Origin of the sequence: [Clostridium] aerotolerans DSM 5434 (genome assembly GCF_000687555.1) — a bacterium.
Classification (GTDB): Bacteria; Bacillota; Clostridia; order Lachnospirales; family Lachnospiraceae; genus Lacrimispora; species Lacrimispora aerotolerans.
Map to the genome: position 1 here is coordinate 19,444 of NZ_JHWJ01000023.1, position 23,369 is coordinate 42,812.

12 protein-coding genes and 1 tRNA gene are annotated in these 23,369 nt (G+C 37.9%); all 13 read right to left on the minus strand.

Annotation, left to right across the window (positions count from 1 at the left end; all coding sequences use genetic code 11):
• Positions 1 to 16: 16 nt before the first annotated feature.
• Positions 17 to 5,260: a DEAD/DEAH box helicase gene (locus T546_RS0121365; protein ID WP_026893372.1), complete on the minus strand. Its 5,244-nt coding sequence runs from the start codon at positions 5,258 to 5,260 to the stop codon at positions 17 to 19.
• The gene (locus tag T546_RS0121370; RefSeq protein ID WP_156951391.1) at positions 5,253 to 6,275 is read right to left on the minus strand and encodes a hypothetical protein; all 1,023 of its coding nucleotides are present in this window, start codon (positions 6,273 to 6,275) and stop codon (positions 5,253 to 5,255) included. The genes T546_RS0121365 and T546_RS0121370 overlap by 8 nt, the downstream gene beginning before the upstream one ends.
• A gap of 10 nt (positions 6,276 to 6,285) precedes the next feature.
• Entirely contained in the window at positions 6,286 to 9,339 is a 3,054-nt protein-coding gene (locus T546_RS0121375; protein ID WP_026893374.1) for a hypothetical protein, read from the minus strand.
• Positions 9,340 to 9,393: 54 nt separating this feature from the next.
• The gene (locus T546_RS0121380; RefSeq protein WP_026893375.1) at positions 9,394 to 10,977 is read right to left on the minus strand and encodes a hypothetical protein; all 1,584 of its coding nucleotides are present in this window, start codon (positions 10,975 to 10,977) and stop codon (positions 9,394 to 9,396) included.
• Positions 10,978 to 12,398: 1,421 nt separating this feature from the next.
• Positions 12,399 to 14,018, minus strand: a complete 1,620-nt coding sequence (locus tag T546_RS0121385) for a hypothetical protein (protein WP_166429846.1) — start codon at positions 14,016 to 14,018, stop codon at positions 12,399 to 12,401.
• 74 nt (positions 14,019 to 14,092) lie between these two features.
• The gene (locus T546_RS25420) at positions 14,093 to 14,239 is read right to left on the minus strand and encodes a hypothetical protein (protein WP_156951393.1); all 147 of its coding nucleotides are present in this window, start codon (positions 14,237 to 14,239) and stop codon (positions 14,093 to 14,095) included.
• 200 nt (positions 14,240 to 14,439) lie between these two features.
• The gene (locus T546_RS25425; RefSeq protein ID WP_156951394.1) at positions 14,440 to 14,583 is read right to left on the minus strand and encodes a hypothetical protein; all 144 of its coding nucleotides are present in this window, start codon (positions 14,581 to 14,583) and stop codon (positions 14,440 to 14,442) included.
• 32 nt (positions 14,584 to 14,615) lie between these two features.
• Entirely contained in the window at positions 14,616 to 16,334 is a 1,719-nt protein-coding gene (locus T546_RS0121400; protein WP_026893377.1) for a DUF262 domain-containing protein, read from the minus strand.
• Positions 16,335 to 16,695: 361 nt separating this feature from the next.
• Entirely contained in the window at positions 16,696 to 17,061 is a 366-nt protein-coding gene (locus T546_RS0121405) for a hypothetical protein (protein WP_026893378.1), read from the minus strand.
• A 70-nt stretch (positions 17,062 to 17,131) separates the two neighbouring features.
• Positions 17,132 to 17,455, minus strand: coding sequence for a hypothetical protein (locus tag T546_RS25740; RefSeq protein WP_026893379.1), 324 nt, complete (start codon positions 17,453 to 17,455; stop codon positions 17,132 to 17,134).
• 125 nt (positions 17,456 to 17,580) lie between these two features.
• Positions 17,581 to 17,856, minus strand: a complete 276-nt coding sequence (locus T546_RS0121415; RefSeq protein WP_026893380.1) for a hypothetical protein — start codon at positions 17,854 to 17,856, stop codon at positions 17,581 to 17,583.
• A 291-nt stretch (positions 17,857 to 18,147) separates the two neighbouring features.
• Positions 18,148 to 21,669: a DUF4020 domain-containing protein gene (locus T546_RS0121420; RefSeq protein ID WP_026893381.1), complete on the minus strand. Its 3,522-nt coding sequence runs from the start codon at positions 21,667 to 21,669 to the stop codon at positions 18,148 to 18,150.
• A 1,554-nt stretch (positions 21,670 to 23,223) separates the two neighbouring features.
• Positions 23,224 to 23,296: transfer RNA gene (locus T546_RS0121425), tRNA-Ala, on the minus strand.
• Positions 23,297 to 23,369: the final 73 nt, after the last annotated feature.

Here is a 23,369-nt window from a genome sequence, read left to right on the forward strand (position 1 = left end):
TTTTGTAAACTATACATTAAATTTTTATTCGAATCATAACATCCGCTTTCGGCAATGCATATTTTAATATTTTGTCGGAAACGGTGATAGCACCTGCAGGTAACAATGTGCTATATTCATTCCACATTGACGGATATACCACTATTTCATGCTGTCTGTCTACTGTCTTAATAAAATGCTTTGTTCCGTTGCCAATGATCTCAAACTCTGCGCTGAGTGCATTTAGCGGTCTCAGCAGCTTGTCCTGTTCTTCATATGACAAAGCATCTGGGAGAACAGAATCCTCGCACCAATTCAGCAGTTGCAGCGCAGCCGGCCTATCCAACATTGAATGGACACGTTGGTTCCAGTAATGCATTAAACAATCGTGACAAGCGCTATCGCATCCCGCTGGGCAATTCGTCAGAACTTCTCTGGTAATCGCCATTAGCTCATCTGTTCGCTCTGCCAGGGTCGAGCAATAACCAGCACCACTTGAAAGACTATCAAACAAGAAAACGTCAATATATGTTTTATGTTTTTCTGGTGAGTATCTCAGTCTATATCCGCTTTTTATTTCGTTGAACTCAATATCAAGTAACCGTCCACCCGCTAAAGTCAGTGCATCGGCAAGGGTCTGACCTGCTCTTCTAATCCATAAACCACTCGGTTCCACATTGATTTGTTCTGAGTCAAGCGAAATCTCATATACAACCATATCAGTCAGGAACTGATTGCCCAAATAAGTATTAACAATCTGAGCTGCTGGGTGGTGACACTCATAGATTCGATGAGGATGTCTGTAAGGTTTCTTAATACGGACTAGAAGGGACTCGTCATCACCGGGAATAGCTGCACCGCAGTCTTTGCAAACCATGAACCCTGTAGCTTTAGGTCCCTTATTCAAGATAATCAGTGGATCACCAGACCTCTTAGAATAGCGAAGATTATCAAAACCGTTTGGAGTCACCATTTCACTTTCTGCAGGGGTAATTGAATAACACGGATCTTCCGCATATGTCATCTCAGCCTCAGCTTCAACTTCCTTTGCATTGATTCCATTAATTGGTGCAAACCCCCATGGTTTTAGCAAATTCTGCTGTTCAATAGTTTCCTTACCACAAAACGGGCAAATATGCTTGTACTCAAGACCCATCCAATTGCACGCACTGTTGTTGCAGTAGTATAGCGGCTTAAAATATTCCTGACTCTCAAAGAACGGACGTGCAGGGTGTTCCTGTTGATCTGGACGAAACTTGGAATGAAAGCTATAAATACCACCGGATTTATATGTAGTCTTATTGATAACAACCAGACGTCCCGGTGCATATTCGTTTATAGCCATCTCTATTGCACGTTCGGGTTTTTGTATGATAACAGCACCTTTATTATTTTCGACATAGAAACCAACAACATCCTTGGGAAACGAATATGTGGGGAAAATGCCACATTCAAGGAATGTGTCTAATACGCTCTTTTCATGGTCATCGTCATCCCGATATTCTCTTGGGAACTCTTCAACTTGTGTCTTTAAATGTTCAAGCTGCTCTAAAAAATCGAATTTAAAATTATCGATATCAATTTTTACCTTGCTGGGGATAAGGGCTTTAAGATCAAAATTTTGGGATCTTAGCCCATAGATGAATGCTGTAAATTTAGCATAGGTATTTTCAATAAAGTCACAGATACCAACTGTATCCGCGCCAACACCCATTTTGTCAAAGAATTTTGTTACACATATAACACTGAGATGTCTATATGCCAATTTATTGTTTTCCACATCGATCCAAGGTGTTCTTGGATCACCAGAAATTATTTTAGCAGGGTTATGAAAATAGTAGCTATCATGCGGTCTATTATCTGTATATGTAACAATGGTAGAAATGGCTGCACTCCTTCGCCCTGCTCGACCTGCTCTTTGCTGATAATTTTCGCGCATTGGCGGAATGTTTCTCAGACCGACTGCAGTCAAAGAGCCAATATCAATACCGACTTCCATTGTTGTTGTGCAACTAAGTACATCCACCGGACGGTCATTATCCACATGTACATTTTGAAACCGCATTTCATAATCCTCAGTGGTAGACCATGTTTTTTGACGCTGATCTTTATGAGAAAGCTGAGCGGTGTGTTCTTCAGTGTTGATACGGGTCATCAACGCCTGAGGATCGCCATGAACTGCTCTCAAAACGGGATTTCTCCAAAATTCTATACCAGCGAAATCGTCTGCTGACATCTTTTTGGGCACGTCTTTTCCGCAATGCGCACATCTTCCCCAAAGTTTATATGGGAATACGCCACTGCATCGAGGACATTTATACCATTCATGGTCTTCATCAAAACGCAAAGCCACCATATCGGTGTTTAAATATTTTGCAGAGGAATTCACTCCTTGTACCAAATATTGCGAAAGGGTATTAGTAATCAAAAAAATTTGCTCTTTTGTAAAATCTTTTGCTTCAAGCATTTTTCTGATGCGTGGTGGCAGTGTTTTTTCGTTCTCAATTCCCAAATGTTGATGGTATGAGGTGAGTCTCCTACGGACATCATCATCAATTTCGGAACCCACCGCATATTGGGAGGTCATGATCTCCATTGCCCAGGCAGCAAAGAGTATCTCAAACTCATTAAGAGATAAATTAATCTCCGCCGCTTTAAATGCCTCCTCAATCTCGTCAAAGGTTTCATCATCGATGTCACATGGCTCTATCCAACAGAGTCCTGCATCGGTCAAGGAGCGGAAGTTACTGCATAGCTGCCGCAGCAGATGTTCATTATACTGATCAGGTATCGTTTTGAATAACGTTTTAGCAACAACGTCGTATTTTACCTTCCCCTGCTTCTTTTCATATTTTTCGCCCATTAAATGCACTGCTTTGAGAAGATGCTCTTCGTTATTCCCATAAAAGAAACGAAGGTTATTCTTATATGCAACTTTTAAGAATACTGTATAAAGCAGATTAAGGGTTGGTATTTTATTTTCCGATTTAGCCCATTCTTGCAATTCAAACGCCGCAACGGTGAGTGCTTTTTTCATAGCATCTTCATCTGCTGCCCGTGTTAAATCCCTTGCTAAAACCGCAGCCCTTTGACGGCTATCAGAAAATAACAACACTTTTCTGCCCTCATTTACTAGATCCCTATATTTGGGCACTGGTGGTTGAACATAAAATTGTTCTGATACCAGGTTGAAAAACGGCTCATTTCCTTTAGTTTTAAAATCGGTCGCTACAAAATGCTGCTTTTCGCATTTGGGGCAAGTTTTAAAGGTCCACGCATCCGGCCTTCCCTTGATTTCCGTGTCACAATACGCAACCTGGATGAAGTCTGACTCTCCCGTATGATCATTGAACTCATCCAGTCGTCCAATAATCGTATTGAGCCAAGCAACTTTCTGATCGCCTGATCGCTTATAACTCCCGTCATTCTGAATTATATAAAAATACACTTCCTTCATATCGGCGGTGAATTGCAGACCGGGTTCGTTCCAAACAAATGGATCTATGCGTTCTGAGGTATTCAGGTAACCCTTTAAGAATAATGCACCACAAGCACGTTCGTTTACCAGTTCATATATCATTCCACCGCATTCACATCTAGAGCTTGGCTTATTCAGATATATCCGACCAAGACCAAGTGTAGTGGCATCATGATTGTTACATGTACATGCCGGATTTGAACAAGCATATATCCCTTGCAGACCACGAAACATCATATGCAAGCGTGCAGGATAAAGTATGTTTCCTCCAGAATTCTTTGCTAACGGAGCAATTGCCAAAAGGGAACTTGTAGCTTTTTCGGCAACAACATGATCAATATCCGGAAATGCAACTGATGCTAATTTGTTAAAGTTTGTTGCATTTCCACGTGTTTGCTTCATTATACGGAGCATTGGGTTGCAAGATTCCAATTGATCATACAGCCAGTTTTCAACTGCTTCTTCATCAGTAAAATCACACGATAACTCAAATCCAACTCTTCGACCAAATTCCCGAATAGCCTCACTTTTTACACTCCATTCCTGTTGGAGAGCATCAAAATCATAGTCCATAAGAACTAAAGGATCAAATTCATTACCATTGATATTAACCGTCACTTGTGTTCCTTTAATAAGCGCAAAAGTATTATTCTCTTCCTCTTGTGCGCTTAAATCACAAGCAAATTTATACACCTCCTGCTCCTTTTCGCTTCCAGAAGGGACACTGGCACTTGTAAGAATAAACTGCACTCTATTGCGTCCAATCCCTAACTTATGAAGAACACGGCGAACCAAAAGTGCAACCTCGCCGCCAGAAGATCCACGATACATATGTGCTTCATCAATAATGAAAAGTAGTTTGTTAGCAGGATCACTATTAAGCCATGCTTGTGTTTTGTCCCAGATTCCCTTTTCTATGGGACGCATCAGCATATATTCTAGCATGGAATAGTTTGTAATTAAAATATCTGGGCATTGTAGGTGCATCTCCTGGCGAGTAATCAACTCCGCATCTTCCGGATCGGTTAAAAAAGTTTCGTTATTTTTCAACCGTTCAATAAAAGTAGCCAGATCCTTTTTGGAAGGGTATTTACCCAGTTCACGCAATTTGGTCTTAACTTTCTCCGGCTGCTGTAGAATATCCTTATCTATGGTTTCGGCAAGTTCATAGTTCTGGTGTCGATCCACTGTTCCTGGATACGGTGTACGACCAGTATACATACCAAATTGCGGAACACGACATCCAGGTGCTAAATCGGAAAGTAAACTATGGAATCCGTTATCTCCGTTGCCGATCATACGTCGAAGACGACCCAATTGGTCAGAAACAAGTGCATTCATAGGATAGAGCATAATTGCTCTAACACCACGCACTTCCCACGTTTTAGGAGAATATATCTGTTCAAGTACCAGTTTGCTGACCATTGGCCACATAAAGCATTCCGTCTTACCTGAACCCGTTCCTGTAGCCACAAATAAGTCTTTCCCACGATAATATGCCTCTAACGAGTCAATCTGGTGCTTATAAGGACTTTTGAAAACTCCAAGTGCCATTTCTGACATAGATATAAGTGTTCTTTTGACATCCTCTCCCACATTCGCAGTTTCCAGTCCATTTTCCACTGCAAGATATGCATGGCTTGCCTCAATATACGGTTCCTGATATAGCATTCCCTGACTTTGTAGCTCCGCCTCACACGCCTCACGCAACGCATCGCAGTTTCCCAAGTATACCGTGTTTATGTAGTCAAGCAGTTTATTTTTTATGGCATCATGGGTACTTTTTACTCCATACTTATCCATAAGTCCCCTCCGTTATCTTCAACCCGAGCCCTGCCAAATACGGCTTTATGTACTCCCACACCGGAAATGGCATATCCCACTCTAATCTATCAGTAATGCTGTTATGTGGCCATGCACATGATTCCAGAAGTACACCTTCCCTCGTTGGTAAATGGATTCTTAATTTCAGTTCTATATGATCGGAATATTGAATGACTTGAATTGGAACAGGATTTCCAGAAACCGCTCGCATCCCTATCATAAACCTATGGTGTTCTCCAAGTTCCTGCAATACAGGATCAATCCTATGGATTTTGTATTCATTGGGTTTATATAACAAATATTCATATGAATTTTTATTGACGATTCGGCGAAGCAAAACTATATCCCCAACTATCTGTGGAAGTATTGTTTGCCAGCATGCATGATTATTTCTGGATTTTTTGTAAGAATCAAAATACTGAATTCCTTCATCTAATAAATCTGTCTGATGCCACCAGGCGCTCTTGATGTATTGACCAAACCACTTGCTTACATGCGGAACCATTTCTGGAATTATTTTTTTGTCATGTGGTGTCAAAACAATATTTGCTACACCAGAATATGTATTGTTAGCCTGTAATACATTACCTTTGATACACTCAAGATTTTGCGTCAATTGTACCCGTTTTGGTGTCGTAAGAGCTACATTAGTACTAAATCCAACATTCACCAAATCACCGTTACGTAGCAATCTACTTCGGAGCATGATAACAGGATTTTCTGGATTACCTTCGGTTTCAAACCACATTTTGCAATCGGGGTATCTCTTTAACAATTCAGCTAGAACAGCCGAACACTTATTGTTAATATGCCGACGACTTATACCTGGGGTTGTATTAATGCTTCCGGTTATAGGGCAATCCATACTCGCGGCTTTTATCCAGCATGCCATTGCTGAATATAGGATCCTATACCTATATTGAACATCGGTCTCAATCTCATATTTAGTTATACCCAAATCAGAAGCCATCACGTACAGCATCTTATCTTCCACTTTTTTCACCTCACAGATACCGCGATATTTCTTTGTTTGCCTCTAAATCGATACCAATAGACGAAAGTTCTCTCAGTAACAGTTCTTTTTTTCCTGTAGACAGCGCATGAAGTGTGATTTGCGTCAAAATCTGAGTATTATCCTTTAGTGTACTATCGGTTTCTGCCATAAATTTGGCATAGTTTAGCATTGCGGTATTACTAATTATGCTAGAAAGGTTTTTCAATTGTTTTCTCTTGCTTGTTGTTTCCTCAGATGTGCATCTAATGCCAAACTCAACAATTGTTGTATGTATGGAAATATTCTCTGTCCCCATATAATCCAGCCCTGTATCCCCATCAATGAACATAGTTTGACCCCAAACATAACTAGGAATCATATTAACAGTAACACCATTCAATGGAAATATCAGGACAACGTTATTTCTCCAGATTTCCGACTGAAGTGTGATTTCGTTGAAGCCGTTCAGGCTCAACCCATCAAACACTCCATTTACCACAACTACACACTTCTTATCAACGGACGCGTTTTGAATTGCTGCACAAATACCAGAACAGTCCGGCTGGCTTATAGATTGCGATGTTGTGTATGCCCCCACATTTCCAAACATTGCCGCAACACAATCAGCTATTTTGAGAGCATTTGTACCACATACGATCGGCAAGCGATTTTCGATACAAAATGTGATCATCTGAGCCATATAGGTTGCTATGATATCATCATACCCTACCGCACTCAGATTATCTGCTAATTCGTCAACAAACGTTTCTACATCTGTTATTTCTTCACCCTGTATTCCATCAATCCTTCGCGTGGTTAAAACCATTCTCAGAGAAGAATTTACCGCCATGGAATACTCTTCCGTTGCGAATGCAGGAGTGGAAAATGCCATTTCGCAAATGAAGTCCGATGCGTTCTTCCGTGCGGTAGCAATACGTTCTGCTATTTTCCGCTCCACATCGTTGACCAATGCAATTTTCTCATCAATTGCCACTTGAACTTCTGCCTTCTTATCCTGCAGAATGCTATAAGAAGATTCGAGTGCTTCAACTTCCATACGTCGCGCAGTAACTGCACTTTCTATCTCATCAAGTTGTTGTTGTGCATAATACAATCTTTCAGCATTTTCAGATTCCCAAGTAGCCGTCAGCAAATCTTTGCATTTGTTTACTAGTTCTTTATTATGATCCAATGCAACAGCAAGCGTTCCAATATCTAAATCATTTTCTGCTAAATAGGAATCGGCCTGTTCGATAAATGTCAAAACATATTCCTGAGCCTCAGCTTCTGTACAAGCGTAGGCATCAGCGATCTCCTGGAATATCGTCTGGAGTGGCAGATTCTTCAAGAAACTTTGGCAGTGTTGCGCTTCTTTTTTACTTAGCCCTTGCTGCCGGAGTACAGCGCTTGTAGCGCGCAAAATTATAACATCTTTTACAACGTCCATCGGATTCCTAATCTGAAATACTCCTTTGGACATGCCTAAGCTGGTAAAGCCATATATCTTTTTTCCAGCGACTGTTAGGATATCGGTCGAAGTTATTTCAAACCGTGGCAGTGTGTAAACCGTGGATTTTAACTTTGCATTTCCATTATTAACATCAAAATCTCGCTCATTACACAGCAAACCAATTATTTGACCAGCATTATCTCGACAGATAAAAAGACACTTTCTCCCCTGTGTTGGAGAAAAAATATTGCTTTTCAAAGCTTGAGCAATATCCTCATATCTCCGGCATTCGGAAAGCTCAATAACTTCAATAATTTTGGCATTGTCAGCATATGCTGTAGTTACATAGTCAGTAGACGGATCGGATTTATTAGGTGCAGCATTCCACTGCCAAATGCCAATAAATCCCTCCTCTCTCGGACCATTCTTCCAAAAGAGACGATCCCGGTTTTTAAAATAATGTGGTGCAACTTCATTCTTGGTGAAACGAGTGATTTTTCCGTCCTTTATGTCTGCCAAACGGGACAACCACATTTGCCCAGAGTAGTAGTCTAAAAAAACCTCACAGATTGAGGCATATTCGTATTCATTATTATAAGCATCTTCCGCTTCTGTATCGGTATATTTTGTTAGCTCATAAAAATGATCCAGTTCCGCCTGCATTACCTGCACTTTTTCAGCAAGCGTAATATTTTGTGCAACCTCCGCATCCAAGTCCTGTTGCATAGTTGTCTTTTCTACTTTAGCATTAGCCAATGATTCCTGTATTCTACTGTATAATACCTTTTCTACTTCTATTTTCTGTCGCAGTTGTTCTATCAACGCCAGTAACTCAGCGTTTTTCTCTTTCACCGCAGAAAGTTCAGATGCATCATGCTGATCTAGCGCAACTGCTGCACCATTATCACTTTCCTTCACCACGGATTTATCCTTAAGTAGCAATAATGCTGCCTTCACCAAAGCAATATATTCAACTAAATATTCCTCGTCTGAAATTTTGAAAAACAAATCAATGTTGTCCGAAAAAATGCTCGTAGAAATGGCAAGCAGTAATGATTCTTGGGGCGAAGCACCTTTCTGATCCAGGTCATTACGACACTCTTGGATCTGCAGCAACCATTTATCAATCCATTTTTTCAAAAATGAGGCAACAAAAGGGCTATTCGAGTTTTTACAAACAAGCGTAATGGTATCATCATCTGACAAAGAATTCACCCGGAATCCAGGTCGAATTTTTGCAAATTCCTTCGGATGTTTCTGGAAATAGGTGCGAATTTCTTTTGGGGTAACCAAACGACTAACATACACGATTTCCTCGTCTGTCAGGTCAAAAAGTACGGCTTCTTTCTTTGATGCTTTCACTCCCTCCGTGAGCACCAGACTGGGAAAATCACACAAAGCCATCTCTTCACTATCGGTATTATTATTGCCTGTCTGCCTCTGAACAGATTTCAAGTATCCATAGCAACCGTTACAAATTTGGAGTGTTACACCATCTATAATACACTCTGCGTATTTTTTTGCTGCTTTCTGCTCACTACACCGAGCACATGTAAAAGGCATAATCTTATCTTGCTTTATGTATTTTGCCTTTAATATATCTATTTGTTTCATAAGCAATATCCTTTCAAAATTTATGTGTTTACAACACATTATTTTGCAGCATTATCATTCTTGCATTTTTACTGAAACTTGAAGTATCTTTAGCAACCCTCGTGGAATTTTCCCGTTGTGTATATATCTCCGAACAGCGAAAGACAAAGTACCGTGCCCATTTCTTTGCCACTCAGACAATAGAAATCCAATCCATCGCGGAGCAGGAACATACTCTCCTATACAATTTTTATTGATTTGACGCAGTACATTCTGCTCGTTTATGCTTAGCTCCTGTATGGTATTAGTTCCATACTGCTGCAAGATCCCGTTTTCAACAACAAAAATTATTTCCGCTGGGTTTCGTCTGGCTGGTATAGTTGTATAGGAACTGCGGATTGGTACATGTAAATAGGTTTTGTCATGACTCCCAATATACAACTCCATTTTGGCATTACTTTTTAAAACTAGATCAGATGATAGGGAAATGGATGTTAATGCCTCAAAATCAAGAGCCGTACCATCTTGCTTCTCAATAGCAATCTCGTAGGCATAATCTTCAATAGCAAGCAGCTTTTTCCGAAATATAATCTCTCTGCCTATATACTTTCTATCTACCGAAACTACCGTTTCATGTTTATAAATTGGTAGTACCAATGCATTCACACCATTACCGTCCTGATTAATAATAAGGGGAGAAACAATATTAGAATTGTAAGAATAAACTTTGGGAACAGTGTTCCCACTTGATACTCCACAATAAATGACCGATGTGTTTTTTGTTGGCACCAACACATCCTGCTCCGTCACCGGAGGCCAAAGCACAATCAATTCCGGTGCTGTTTCCAGTAACAAAACTCCAAACTGAGATTTCAGATAGTTGCTAATCACTGTAAACCTATTCTCATCGTCGATAGATACATTGACCGAAGCGGTGTATACCAAATAATTACATTCATTCAGTCGTATCGATCCTATACGCTCGGTCTTAATTTCACTATAAGGGGAATGAAACTGTTTCGTAACAATATAGTACAGCCGTCCGGGCGAAATACTGTCACCACGTCTTATTTTCTTCCCTCCAGTTTCTTCGTATGTAAATATCGCGCCGCCCTGAGCAAATCCATCCGAATAATCAGACCATTTTCTTTTAATTTCGTATCCGGCATCGACCTGTATAGAATAGTTTGTCCCCCATTGGGGTACAAAATCTACGGGTAGCATCGTTGTAGCATCTTCCCGAAAATAAGTATGATTGATTGGAAATATCCTATCTTTTCCATAACCCGATATACATATTTTTAACTTTTGTCTTGATGCTATCTCAAGAAGTCTTTCTCCTATTGCTGGGAACATAATGTTTATGCGGAAATTGGATTCCCCCAGTCGTATTAAACTCATCGGAAGCCCCACTCTTTCGTAGAGGTTCAGTTCAGATCTTCCATCTACACGTTTATCACACTCTGGTGATGATGCCATTTTTGTATAATGGCAGAATTTATTCGGTTGAGTTCCTCCCCTAGATCTCCAAAAGACGGGTTCTCCACATTCTGGGCAGAAAAAACGTATTTTTCTTTGGGGTATATACAAGTTATAATACTCATCAGCACTCACTTCTTCTTCGGAACCGATTCTGATGCGATCAATTGCATATTTCATACATTTCACCCCCCACTTCACACACATTTTTGTCAATTCCCCGAACAGAGTTCCAGTAATTTCTCCCAATCAGAATTAGCTTCTTTAAAACGCTTAGTTTATTCAAACACAGTATTTGTTAACTGGGGCAATAATCGTTTTTCCAATCCTTTTTCCCATATCAATGGGTACATTGCCGATTTGCCGATATTTAGCTGCCGTCGTTCCACTAAAAACTTACGCATCCGGAAATTGATGTATTAGCTCACACTCCTAGACACTCAACGGCTTTCCAGAGTCAGATGGCATCATAGTCATCTTTTAAAATTGACCTTTCAGTCTACCTTGAAAAACCAATTAATTATACCTTAGCCATATTCTTTACTCCCATATTAGGGTTATAATCATTAATCGATATTATCTATATCTGCGAATATCACTTGACAAGAAATTTTCACTCGTTTGGCATTCGTTATCAATACTACGCTCATTGCAATCTTTAACATTATAATTGTATATCTTTAGGATCTTTGTTTCAACAAAAAGAACTAAATTTTTCTAATATTTAATATATATAAAATGACATGAAAGTTTTGTCCCTCATGTCCTAAATTTTAGTACACTAATTTATTTCTCCAATAATTTAGTTACTTTTCTTCTGTAATAGGATTATAGATTATACATATGTCAAGTATGTAAAAAAGGTACATGTGAGTCTTGTTTAAGCTCTTATTATTCACCATCATTATCATTGCTGTGACAGCCTGCTATCTGTAACAACTACCAGTACTGATGGAATAGATTCAAACGAATAGTTTCTCTGTACCGCTAAATCACGGTCCTTATAATAGCTTAATAATTCATCTATTACACTTGAATCATCAGCTCTCTCCCTTATGTCCCTTAATAAACTTAATGCCCAAGCATCTATTGTTGAATCTAATGGCGCGCCCACTTTGCATAATTTCACTTGTTCTTCAAAAACATCTATTGAGCAACTAGATATCGCTTCTTTATGAGAAAGCCCCTGTGTGCATGTTCTATTTGGACTTCCCAGCATGACCGGACAACTAAAATTAAAAGTACGATTTCCCTTTACCAACCGCTTAATTGGATAGGAATGCGGTTTAATATGTTCAGGAAGTGTATACAAATAATCAATAATATCATGATAAAAAATCCCATTTTCTACCTCAATATACTTCTATATAAAAGACTGTACTAATTATAACATGCCAACCTGTTTTTTTCGATACCTAATCTAGTAAGTAAGTGTCAAATAAAAGCTTATATAAAAAAAGCACATTAAGACTCAAAATGAAAATGTATCTTTTTAGCCTTGATCTATCAAGTGCCTTACCCTTATAATTTAGGTCACAAACTTTCATGTCTGCGACCTATTAATTATCATATCGTAATACACTCACTGTCCCTTACTTAATTCATAACTTTTTCACAGGACGCATTACCTCATCTGTTTCTCCATCTATTAAATTTCCTGTAATATACTTTTCAAGAAGGTCCAATGATAAACACGTTACAACTCCGTCTTTATCTTGAAATTCCATCTCAATTGGTTTCGATGACAGAAACAGCATATGAACTGATATCTCCTCTTTAGTATCCAAAAATTCTTTGATTTTTTGTGGCTCTGCTAATACTAAATCGTATCTTCTCCTACAGTGATCATAATAGCCATCTTTTTCAAATATTTTATGATAATCTGTCACCATTCCACTTGAATTTAGTGAATCAGAAAAATACTTCGATTCAATTAAAATAAGTTCTTTCTTACTTTCGTCAAAGTAGACAATGTCAAAATCTCCGTAATTAATTGAACGTTCTCCAAAAATTCTATAGTATTGAACATCTTTATAATCAACTTTAGGAGTGTAATGCTTCTTCAGTATTTCTCTTGCTTTAACCACCAGAATATCTGACAATTCCTTATTTCTCTTTTCCATCGCCCGGGTCAAGCTATCTGGATTTTTAGGATTAGTATAGCACATTCCACCATTACTAAAATAGGATACCCATAGCTGCTTTGCTTGTTCTAATGCTCCATATGCAATAAGAACATTTCCGTCATCCAAACCAATAAACGGTCTGAGTTCATGTCTATATTTATTGGCTCCTACAATCCATACTATTTCTTCCTTTTTTCTCAAATGCTGCTTTATTTTCTCTTTTGTCAAAACAAAGCTTTTGTAAAAGGCTTCGCCATCTTCTATTTTCGAATTAGTATAATTTTCTACTAAGGAAATGAATGTTTCCTTAGTAATTACAGTCAATGATTTATCATCTCTCCGCAGTTGATCCTCGTGAAAACTTTTTATTGTTGCCAGAAACAATAAAAACTGCACTTTATTTTCATCAAAAAAACCTTTCCCAAACTCTGTATCGTTTGCCTCTGGAGTCAATGGTCTATCAACCAGTACGTTTTGATTACCCACAATAGCAGTGTTAAAATAAATATACGGATGATATTTCAGAACTTCTGCTGGTATATCTTCTCCTTGAGTTATCTCCAATCCATAGAATGTATTTTCTTCTCCAATCTCTTTAGATAACATAAGAAGTGAAATCGAACGAGATGCAAAACCGTATAAATACATATCTATTATTAAAGAGTAATCCATTACAAATTCTTTTTTGACATTTAATTTTCTAATATCTAAATCATGTTGATACAACACACAATTTTCAATCCAAATATTACAAGCATCTATTATATCTCTTTCGATATTCCTATTAACAGTAAATGCCTCAACCACAGCTTCGTCATTAATATTCTGTTCTACCAATTCTGCTCTAATTTCTTTTTCTGTCAAATAAAGAGAATGCACTTCATCAAACATAAAATACAACTTCAAAAGTAATCCATATGTACTCTCCACATTTAAACGAGCAACCATTTCTTTTTGTATTGTTGAAGTAATATTCATAAGAATCTTTATTGCTTCTTGTCTATCTTCAACTCTACAATGTTTTTTCCCAAAAAAGAATTCAAATCTGCATTTTAATTTGCTACGTGGTATTCTCATTCCATCCCAAAATGACATTATCTGAAACATTAGCATATCTTACCTCACATTCATATCCCTCTCTCCGCTTAATAATTGTAAACTCCGAGTTCTTATTCAGTGTTATTTTTTTTCTGATTAATATTTGTTTTTCCCTCAAGAACTGCAATCATTCCACCAGAAATAACCGCTATCGCTAAACTTGCAATTGCTAACGCTTTTATAGTACAGTCCTTGTTTTCTGAATCTATATTACTCATTATTTTAGAAACTTCAATCTTTTATCTGTAATATCTTTACGTTCCTTATATGATAAGTCCTCTTTTTCAAGAAGTTTTTCTAAAGATTCAATTATTACATTGCAAGCATTATAGCAAACTTTTGTGCTTGCTGCGTTTTCCTCTAATCCTTTTTCATGAAATTTATTGTTATTTCATATTGTTTTTGCAAACTCCAGAAACTATCCCAATGCTTTTTTAGCTACTTCAGGATCCATATCCGGTAGCATTGACGCAAAGCCCATCACCTTATCTTTTGTCATGTGCCTAAAATCTGGTATATCCAACTTATTAAGTACTTTCTGTTCTGTTATTGTTTCGCTCATTGTCATCTATTTCCTTTCTGCAAAACTACGGTTTATAATAAAATTGCCTTAAGCGCATCGCTCATCAGCTTCTGTCTCTTTTCAATAAACTCTTCAAAGTGCGCCAAATCATAAACTACATCAGTAGGCAGATACTTAACATTATCACTGTTCTCAGGTACCTTAAGCCAGTCTTCTAAAGGAGTAGCATTTTTACTTTCATTTTCTCGACCCTCAAGCAATTGAAGATTTGCGAGTGTATTTCTTCTACGTCGCCATTCTTCTTTTTTCTCATCATCAATTACCGTATTATCTGGCAACACAATATCATTAAGTTTTTTTCCTTCAAAGCTTGAGTGAGGATGCATATGATCTTGATGAAACCCTTTCTGGCTGTACTTCAAATTTGGATACAGGAGTGACAATAGCATAAATGTATATGCACCAATCTCGTACGTATCAAATAACGTATCAATCTCATCTGATGTATAACGCAAGCTTCTATCCCCTGTAAAACGCACATTTGATAAATGGCCCATTTTGAACGAATTATATGGCCAAATCTTAAGTGCTTCTCTAATATTGGTAAGCGCTGAATTAGTTGCTGCACCAAATATTTGTTTAACTTGTGCTATTACAATGTATTTTCTTAATTCTGATTTACTGTCCGCGTCAAATGCACCGCCTTTAAATCTATAGTAAACAATAGGTGTTACTGCAACATATGAAATTATGTTCTCTGAGTTAAATCCAAATTCATTTAGCAAATCTACAGTATCTTTTACTGCAGTACGGATTGCTCCCCAATTATCTTTTATTCTTAATACACTATCCTTTTTGAAGGTCTCTACTCTTAATGTTACAGACATATCTAAAAGATACAGGCAAGCACGCATTACAAAATCATTTGTGAATTTATATCCTTCTCCAATCTTATTTATTTCAGCTAGTAGCTTATCTATTTCGTCTCTTGCCTTATCCCAGTGAGAGACAATAGTTGAAAACAAAAGGTCACTCTTAGATAAAACTGTTCCTCCGGAATTAACGCGCACAAAGATGTCCAACACACTGTCAATCGAATCAGCGCTGACTTCAAAATAGTTTATTATCTCATCGCCGGTAAGTTTTGAATGCAGCAATGATATATTATCCATCGCCAGGTCATCAGCCACCCATCCATTTTTAATGATGACTTCCTTTACAAGCTCTGATTGCGTATATTTTAGGATGTTTTTGACTAAATACCACAGTTTATCATCTTTGGGATTCTGTGCTTCATTAGCAGTAAGAAATATGAACTCATACGAAAGATCCTCATCATCAGTTTTCTTGCTGTGAAGGTTAAAATATAGTTCCTTCTTCGGAAAAGCATCATCATTTTTCCAACGCTTCATAGGTATCTTACGCCCCATGCTTCCTTGTAATGCTATATAAAGCGATGTTAAACGCTGCTGACCATCAAGGACCGCCCATATGCTTTCCTCACCATCTCCGCCAGGAAAAGGCTGTGGGGCTGCAGGATTCTTATACATATCCCTTTCATGGAAGTCTTTTATGAACTCGTACATAGAGTACTCTTTCTCGTTTACGATTGACTTTCTTACCCTCCAGAAAAGGAATGTTCCTACAGGGTATCCAAGCATGATTGAATCCATCAGTCGTGTTATCTGATCATCATCCCAAACATATTTTCTTTGTATAGCCGGAAGGTAAATCTTGCGACTATTTATATCTTCAATTACAGCTCTAATATTTTTCTTCTCATATGCCATTAAACAGTTCTCCAAATTCTTTATTCTAAGATCTTTTCTTTACGCATTCTTTTCTAGCGTCTTGTTTCAATATGATTATAGTTAATTATACATCTTTGGTCAAAATTTTTCCATAATTGTCATAAATAAAGAGACTTAGTTTTATGGAACATTTCCCAAAACTTAGTCTCTTATTTCTCTATATTAAAACATATCAACCGTTTTCTAATACATTATCATAAGTTAAAATGGGACGAATTGATTGTAAGTACGTCTTGTGCCACAGGTCAACCTCGTCCGTTGCCGGAAACATATCCACTACCATTTCATGTGTACGTGGAAATATATCCACTTTTCCCTAAACCTTCGAACAAAAGTTTATCTATTTGGCTGTCAATAAGACACTTGCATCAAAGCTAAAATTAATGCCATCATTTGTGTAAACATCCACCCTGTCACCTTCATGAGATTCTATAACTTCAAGCAATTGTGGCGATATTCTCTTTTTTCCAGCTAAAGACAAAATAATTTCATACACATCAAAAGTAATACTTCTATCAATATCATATACTTTTATTTTAACATTTAACACCGTTCCATAATACTCGCCTCCAGTAACATATGTGCCATTTCCGCCAGGATAGTTGTCATACTTATATTGATCAGGTCCTTTTATACCTTGCTTAATATAAGTAGCAAGACTCTGGTGTTTTTCTATGTTAACAATTCGACCTCTCATTTTTTCCATATATACCACCTCCAAATCAAAATTCTGCAACTACATACAGTTAATAGATCAAAAACTTGTTGCTTTATGTTTAAGGGCTATCAAATACTACTATGTACCCGGAAGAAAATTTTTCAAAGCACTTATCGACCATGAAACAGGTTCCCTTTAAGTCATCATATAGTTTTCCACTGACATAAGCATCCCTTGCTTCCGATTTTTCGAGTAGAACCCATTTGATTTGCTTATATGAGTATTTGACAAATGCGATCCACTGTGGATAATTGATTGCCATCGGATTCTTCGTAAAATAAACTTTGCCAGCATTTATAGCAGTTGCTCCAGAATGGGCTATAAACAGCATTGTTGCCAGCTTCGGGTGTTTTTCTCCGCCTGCATCTATGCCACTGAACATATATAACAATCAAAATAGAAGAGTAGAAATTATAATAGATAGCAACGTAAATGACGGGCGTTCTCCATAACCACAAATAATTAGTGCAATAACTGACTTGAATTTATCACCACCATGTAATCCTTTTAGCTTACCTTGTCGAGGCACTCTTCATGAACAAACAATTCACTCACCTCGCCATGTAATGTTTTATAGCACATTGAATGGCGTATTAGTCCACATAAAAATCCAGCTAGAGTATCATCTGTATATGCAATCAGGACTATTTCTTGTTTATTATTCAGCAGGGAATCTTTTACTAACTCCTCAGTTGTATAATCACCATTAAATGCTTTATTTAGATTATATAAAGCATTAATATTAGATAATTCTGCCCTTTTTATTGTATGCCCATTTACCACAACTTCTTCACCCCTAATGTAAATAGTCTTCAGTTTGCAATTGCCACCAACAGTAAGGTCACAAACTCCTTAGTTCGCTTATACTTTTCATTTGTATCTATTTCTTAGCATTAAGGATAAAAAGAGAATACTGGATAATATCCTTTTATTTTCTGCTTTAATTTCTTCTGTGCTTGGTTAAGTGCCTCTAATTCAAATTCATTATCTTTATAATACTAAATGACCTCATATATAACATCCGTATACGATAATCACAAAATTTAAAAAAGCCTACAATTTCCGCTTGTACTCTCATCCCCTTTTAGAAATACCACACTCCACCATCACACGCTCCAATCCCAGCTGTACATCAGTGTCCACTCCCTCGAGAGCATCGTATATGTTCATAAAGTAACTATATTCATATGAAGAGCAGTAGGGAGCAAGAAACTGTAGCAGCTTAGCTACAGCATTAAATTGACCCTTAACTATAGGGTTATCCTTGAAATTGTATAAAATCCTATGTCTCAGATTTTTAGTCGGCCTCATCTTAATCGCTATGTCAACTGCTTCAGAGAATACCGGACCTAGAAATTGCAACCAGTCAATCATAATGTTGATTTCTTCGTCATCCAAAGCCATGGGCATTTGTAAAATTCTCTTTTCCCAATACAACTTCAACCACCTATTCCAAAGTGTTCGAGTCGCTTCCTCATTCATAGACTGCAACGAGGCATCCACCTGATGTGCAAACTCCGTTCTTGTCTTAAGCCCTCCAACAGAAAACAATTGCGATATAAGCTTGCCCAGCGGTTGCTCGCAGAAATAAATCATCAACACTGTCAGGTGATGAGTGAACCTCTTTTGATAATCTTCTGAGAACAGTGAAAATCTGTTCAAAGCTACCACAAAGGGTTGCTCGATATCCTCTGCAATTTTCATGTGAATCCTGCCCCAAGACAAGAATCCGTGCCACGCTTCTAGGAACAGCTCATCATCTTCGCTTAAAAAAAGTGGAAGAATATTTTCCTTGCTCCAGTGATAATCCAAGGTACTTAAAAACGAATACTGACTGCACAGAATCGGTCGCGACTGTCTTCCAATTTCATTCGGATTTGAAATAAGTTCTTCAAACAAAGCCTTGAAGGTATCTGAAAGACGCCGTTCTAAATCTCCCGCCTTCAACAATGATACTTCCCGAATCCAAAACTCACACAATGTTCCTGTCGTAGAATCAATAGCACAAATCAAACGGTCTTCTCCTATATCAGTCGTTCCCTGTAGTGATTTCGTACGTAACATTTTCTCACTCACGTCATGCATAGTTTTAATAACTTCTTCTGACAGATTATCGCTTTTTTCGGCACACTGCAGTAAGATGGCAGCACAATTCTTGACTCTACCTTCTAAAACTGACGGATTTTCAAGGAATGGAATAAGACTCACAATCTGAGAGGTGAGTTCATCGGAATTCTTCCATGCTTGAAGTAACGTATCCCACAAATCGGTTTCAAAAAGCTTTCCATCAGTCAAGCAATGGGCCAATTGCAAGGACCACCCCATATCTTTCTGAATGGCTTCTGAAATCACAATTTTCAATCCTTCTCTATCCGGTCCTTCAAATGAATGATCATCAAAATGAATCATAATATTTAAATTATCACTTGGAGGAGAACTCAACAGTTCTTCAACAGAAATTGGACTTGATTGGTTAATAAAACCTGATGAACTCCACATGAACAAGTCCGGATTTTCTCGAGGCATCCAATGTGGATATTTTTTTGATAACTCTGCAGCGACAAGCTGAAGGTTACCTTGATTCTTACAAACTCGTAGCAGCCAATGAACCCATTCATATACATCGCGATCTGCATACTCTTCCTTTTCTATATGTGCTTTCCCTGCATCCTTCTGAATCCGATCCAATACTTGAGTCTTCATGCCGTCAGAAAGAGTCGGATAATTCAGCTGAAACAATAGGTATAATTCAGCTTTTTCAGTAGATCTCGCAAGTGATAGCTTATCCATGAGATATTGTACTATCTGGTCTGAAGTAAGCAGTGGCGTTCTAGCCAGAGAGTATATTCCCAACCGTCGGAGTAAAGGTGAATTTGCAGACATCATACGCTGAGAATAGTGAAGATGATTTTCTATTTGTGTTGAAAGAATAAACGTCATGCATTCACGGCAAATCGTCACTAGATGATATGCCGCACTTTCCATGCGATAACCATCGACTTCCGTATCTTCATCCATACGTTGACGAACAAGATTCTGCCGATTCCATACTATATCGGATTCTTTCAGAATGCTGAGTTCCCAAAGAGATCCCTGTATTGTCCACTGTTCCATCTTGTCAAATATAAGTTCAATTAAAGGATTTGCAAAAAACAATAGATTTTCACAGAAACAGGTCTTCCACGCCTCTTCCACATAATAAGGCTCTGTTGTGATATCACAATACGCTTCATATCCCAGATGATTCTCTGGATTCAACGATGCAAGTATTCCTCCGGACTTTCCCTTTAGTTCAATTCGAATCAAAGAGGAAAACAGTAGCATTGCTAACTGCTTCAAGTCCCTTTTTACGCATTCTTGCAGCAACAGAAGTACCATATTATCATCTAGCAGACGTTCTTCGCGACCGAATAGCACTCCAATCCACTTAGCGAACAGCTCATTGGGCAATTGCTTCTGCTCACACAGAGCCCATCCTAATGAACCTGCAATATCTCGATTGCAGGAAAAATCATGTATTGCAAGAAATCCAAGCAATCCATCATCAGTATCTATAAAGTGATCTACACACCACCTCATGAGAATCCGGTCTCGCTCAGACAGCTTTTGAGAACCGCATAGTGAATCCAACATACCTTCTTTTGCAAGAAACGAAAACCAATTCGGATCCTGAGTAGTTTCCACAAATGTCTTAACCAGGTAATTTCTGTCCATCGCCTGTAAAAACTCGGTCACGAAATCAACATCATTTGGCGGATCTTCTAACGCGAATTGTTTCATTCGCTGATTCCAATCCAAGATGCCCCGCGATAATCGATTAGCAAGACCCTTTACCGAATCATATTCATTTATGAAATCCATTTTATCATTCTTGAAGAAAATTGGCTTGATGTTCAAATAGCTCCATTTAGAATTGTCCTCATTATCTCCAACCAAGATGTACTTGGGATGATCTGAATTAACAGGCATCGCGCGAGTCAAATACTTCATGACAGTGTCGTCGTAGCTATAACCTATAAAAAGAATCGTATAGTTCATAAACACATCTACCAGAAAACGCCTCGCCCACCCTTCAGTTAAGTAGGCGCGTCCAAAATCAGTATCCGTTAAAACCATGTCATTCGCATGATTAATATCACCATGGACATGAACAATACCCTTAAACTTACTCCCGCGTGGTAACGCTGGGGCAGAGAAAACCGTGATGTCCTTAAGTTCTCCACTCAATTCGAGAGCTTGTTCAAACAAGAGATCAAAATTTGTAGTTATAATTCGGATTTCTGTAGGTAACGAAAACAAACGGACCAAATTTTTATGTAAACTATTGGGCTCTCCACTCTCATTTCTAAGAATCTGAGCAGCCGACTCATGGACTAATACACCGTCGTGCTCTAATTTCCCAAGAAACGTGTCAAGTTCCTTCGCTGGTGCCTGTTGGCCTGTCCAAGATGCAATCTGTTCAGCAAGTGATTGAAAACTCATTAAATTGGAAGGCTTTGCAACCGACACTCCCGCACCCGCAAACACAACCAAACTATTCGAGGCTATTGCATCAAAAAGTGGTTGTGGGAAATCTACATTCATGATGATTGGCATACCAGTTCCTCCTAACTCGTATTATGTTTTCATATGAATACTAAAATTAATGTCTTCTACCATTTGCCTTTATCTCTGCGTTTAGTAGAATCTTCTCGCATTACATTGTAATTTTTTCAGAACTATGGAAGATAATATAGACTTCCATTTTAAATAAAATTTAACGCCCGCTAAAGAAGGTTATCAAATTAAGTAGACCGCTATATATGTTGGAATAATGAGAAACGTATCTAAATGTCGCTCGGGGCAATGAGCCCATTACAGTACAGACGTAGTCTGGGACTGGCAAGTTAAGTCCAAGAAAAAGTCCCCTCCCCCACTTATATGTATAATGGAACTTTATATGTCGTTCCATCCCCGTAGTTATTGCATGATTTGCGACACTGAATATCAAAAATATAACCTTCTTCAAATATTTCTAGCGACTTTCAATACTTTATTTTATTTTATTTTATGATAAATTGTAAAATTATTCAATTAAAAATAATCGTAATTCATTATTCTATTATCAGATTCTTCTCCATAATGTAAATCAAGACATTTATTACCATAAATATCTTTATCCTCATTTGGATATTCCGTTTAAATAGTGCATATCTTCCGAAACTTCAGTGCACCCATTTCCAATTAAATAGAGCATGTATTTCCGGTCTCGAGTGCATCTTTTAAATTGTAGAATTTCGTTATATTCTGGTTGATTACAGTTTCTATATTTACATTGGTTTGTCAAGGACTTTGCTGCTTGCAGTGCGTTAGCATCCTTGATGAATCAATGTAAATATGGTTCAATTGACAATCCAGAATTTACATATTTACAGAAATAGTAAGTCTGCTCTGAATTTCCGGAAAGAGTGCACTATTTAAATGGAATATCCACTCATTGTCTCGTTTTATAGATAATTGCAAATTATAATGTCAAATTGTCATCTTTACATATCTTCAATAATACACAATCAGCCATGAAAACGGCAAATAAAATAAGGAACATTCTCACCACTAAAAACATGCCTTTTAATTTCTATCTCTGATTTACCAAGTGTTCCATCCTATAAGTGAAAATAATAGCCACAAGCAGTCATGTCTGTAGCTTATATTTTAAGCTAAGTGGACCTCTTAAATGCCATTCAAGTGTTCTCCTTGCCGATGAATACCCCATCCTTTTCCCTATCTATAAAAGCACTTTGGAAAGATTTTGCCTTTAACTATCCTATGTCATCCGTGGAAAAGCCAAAAAAACGGGGCTAAAAATCGCATTTTTTAGCCCCATTTTTTGCTCATTTTTCAGTCGAAACCCACAACATCTTGTGGTCTAACCCCTGCTTTCTTATCCAAACCACAATACGTCATCATTATCACCGCTTCAACAAGCTCCGTATAAGAAAACATAACTACTGTTTTCTAAAGTATAATCATTAGTTCAACTTAGATTAATGGCAAAAAAGCACATTTTAATAACTGAAAACGTGCCTCTTTGCTCTTGATTTACCAAGTGTCCCGTCCCTATAAGTTATAATTTAAGCCACAAGCTTTCATGCCTGTGGCTTATTGTTTTAGTGGAGATAGTGGGATTCGAACCCATGACCTCTTGAATGCCATTCAAGCGCTCTCCCAGCTGAGCTATACCCCCATATGGTCGAAAACCCTTTATTTATCTGGGTTTCCAGCATTTTACTTCTTTAAATCTACTTCTTCTTTGAGGG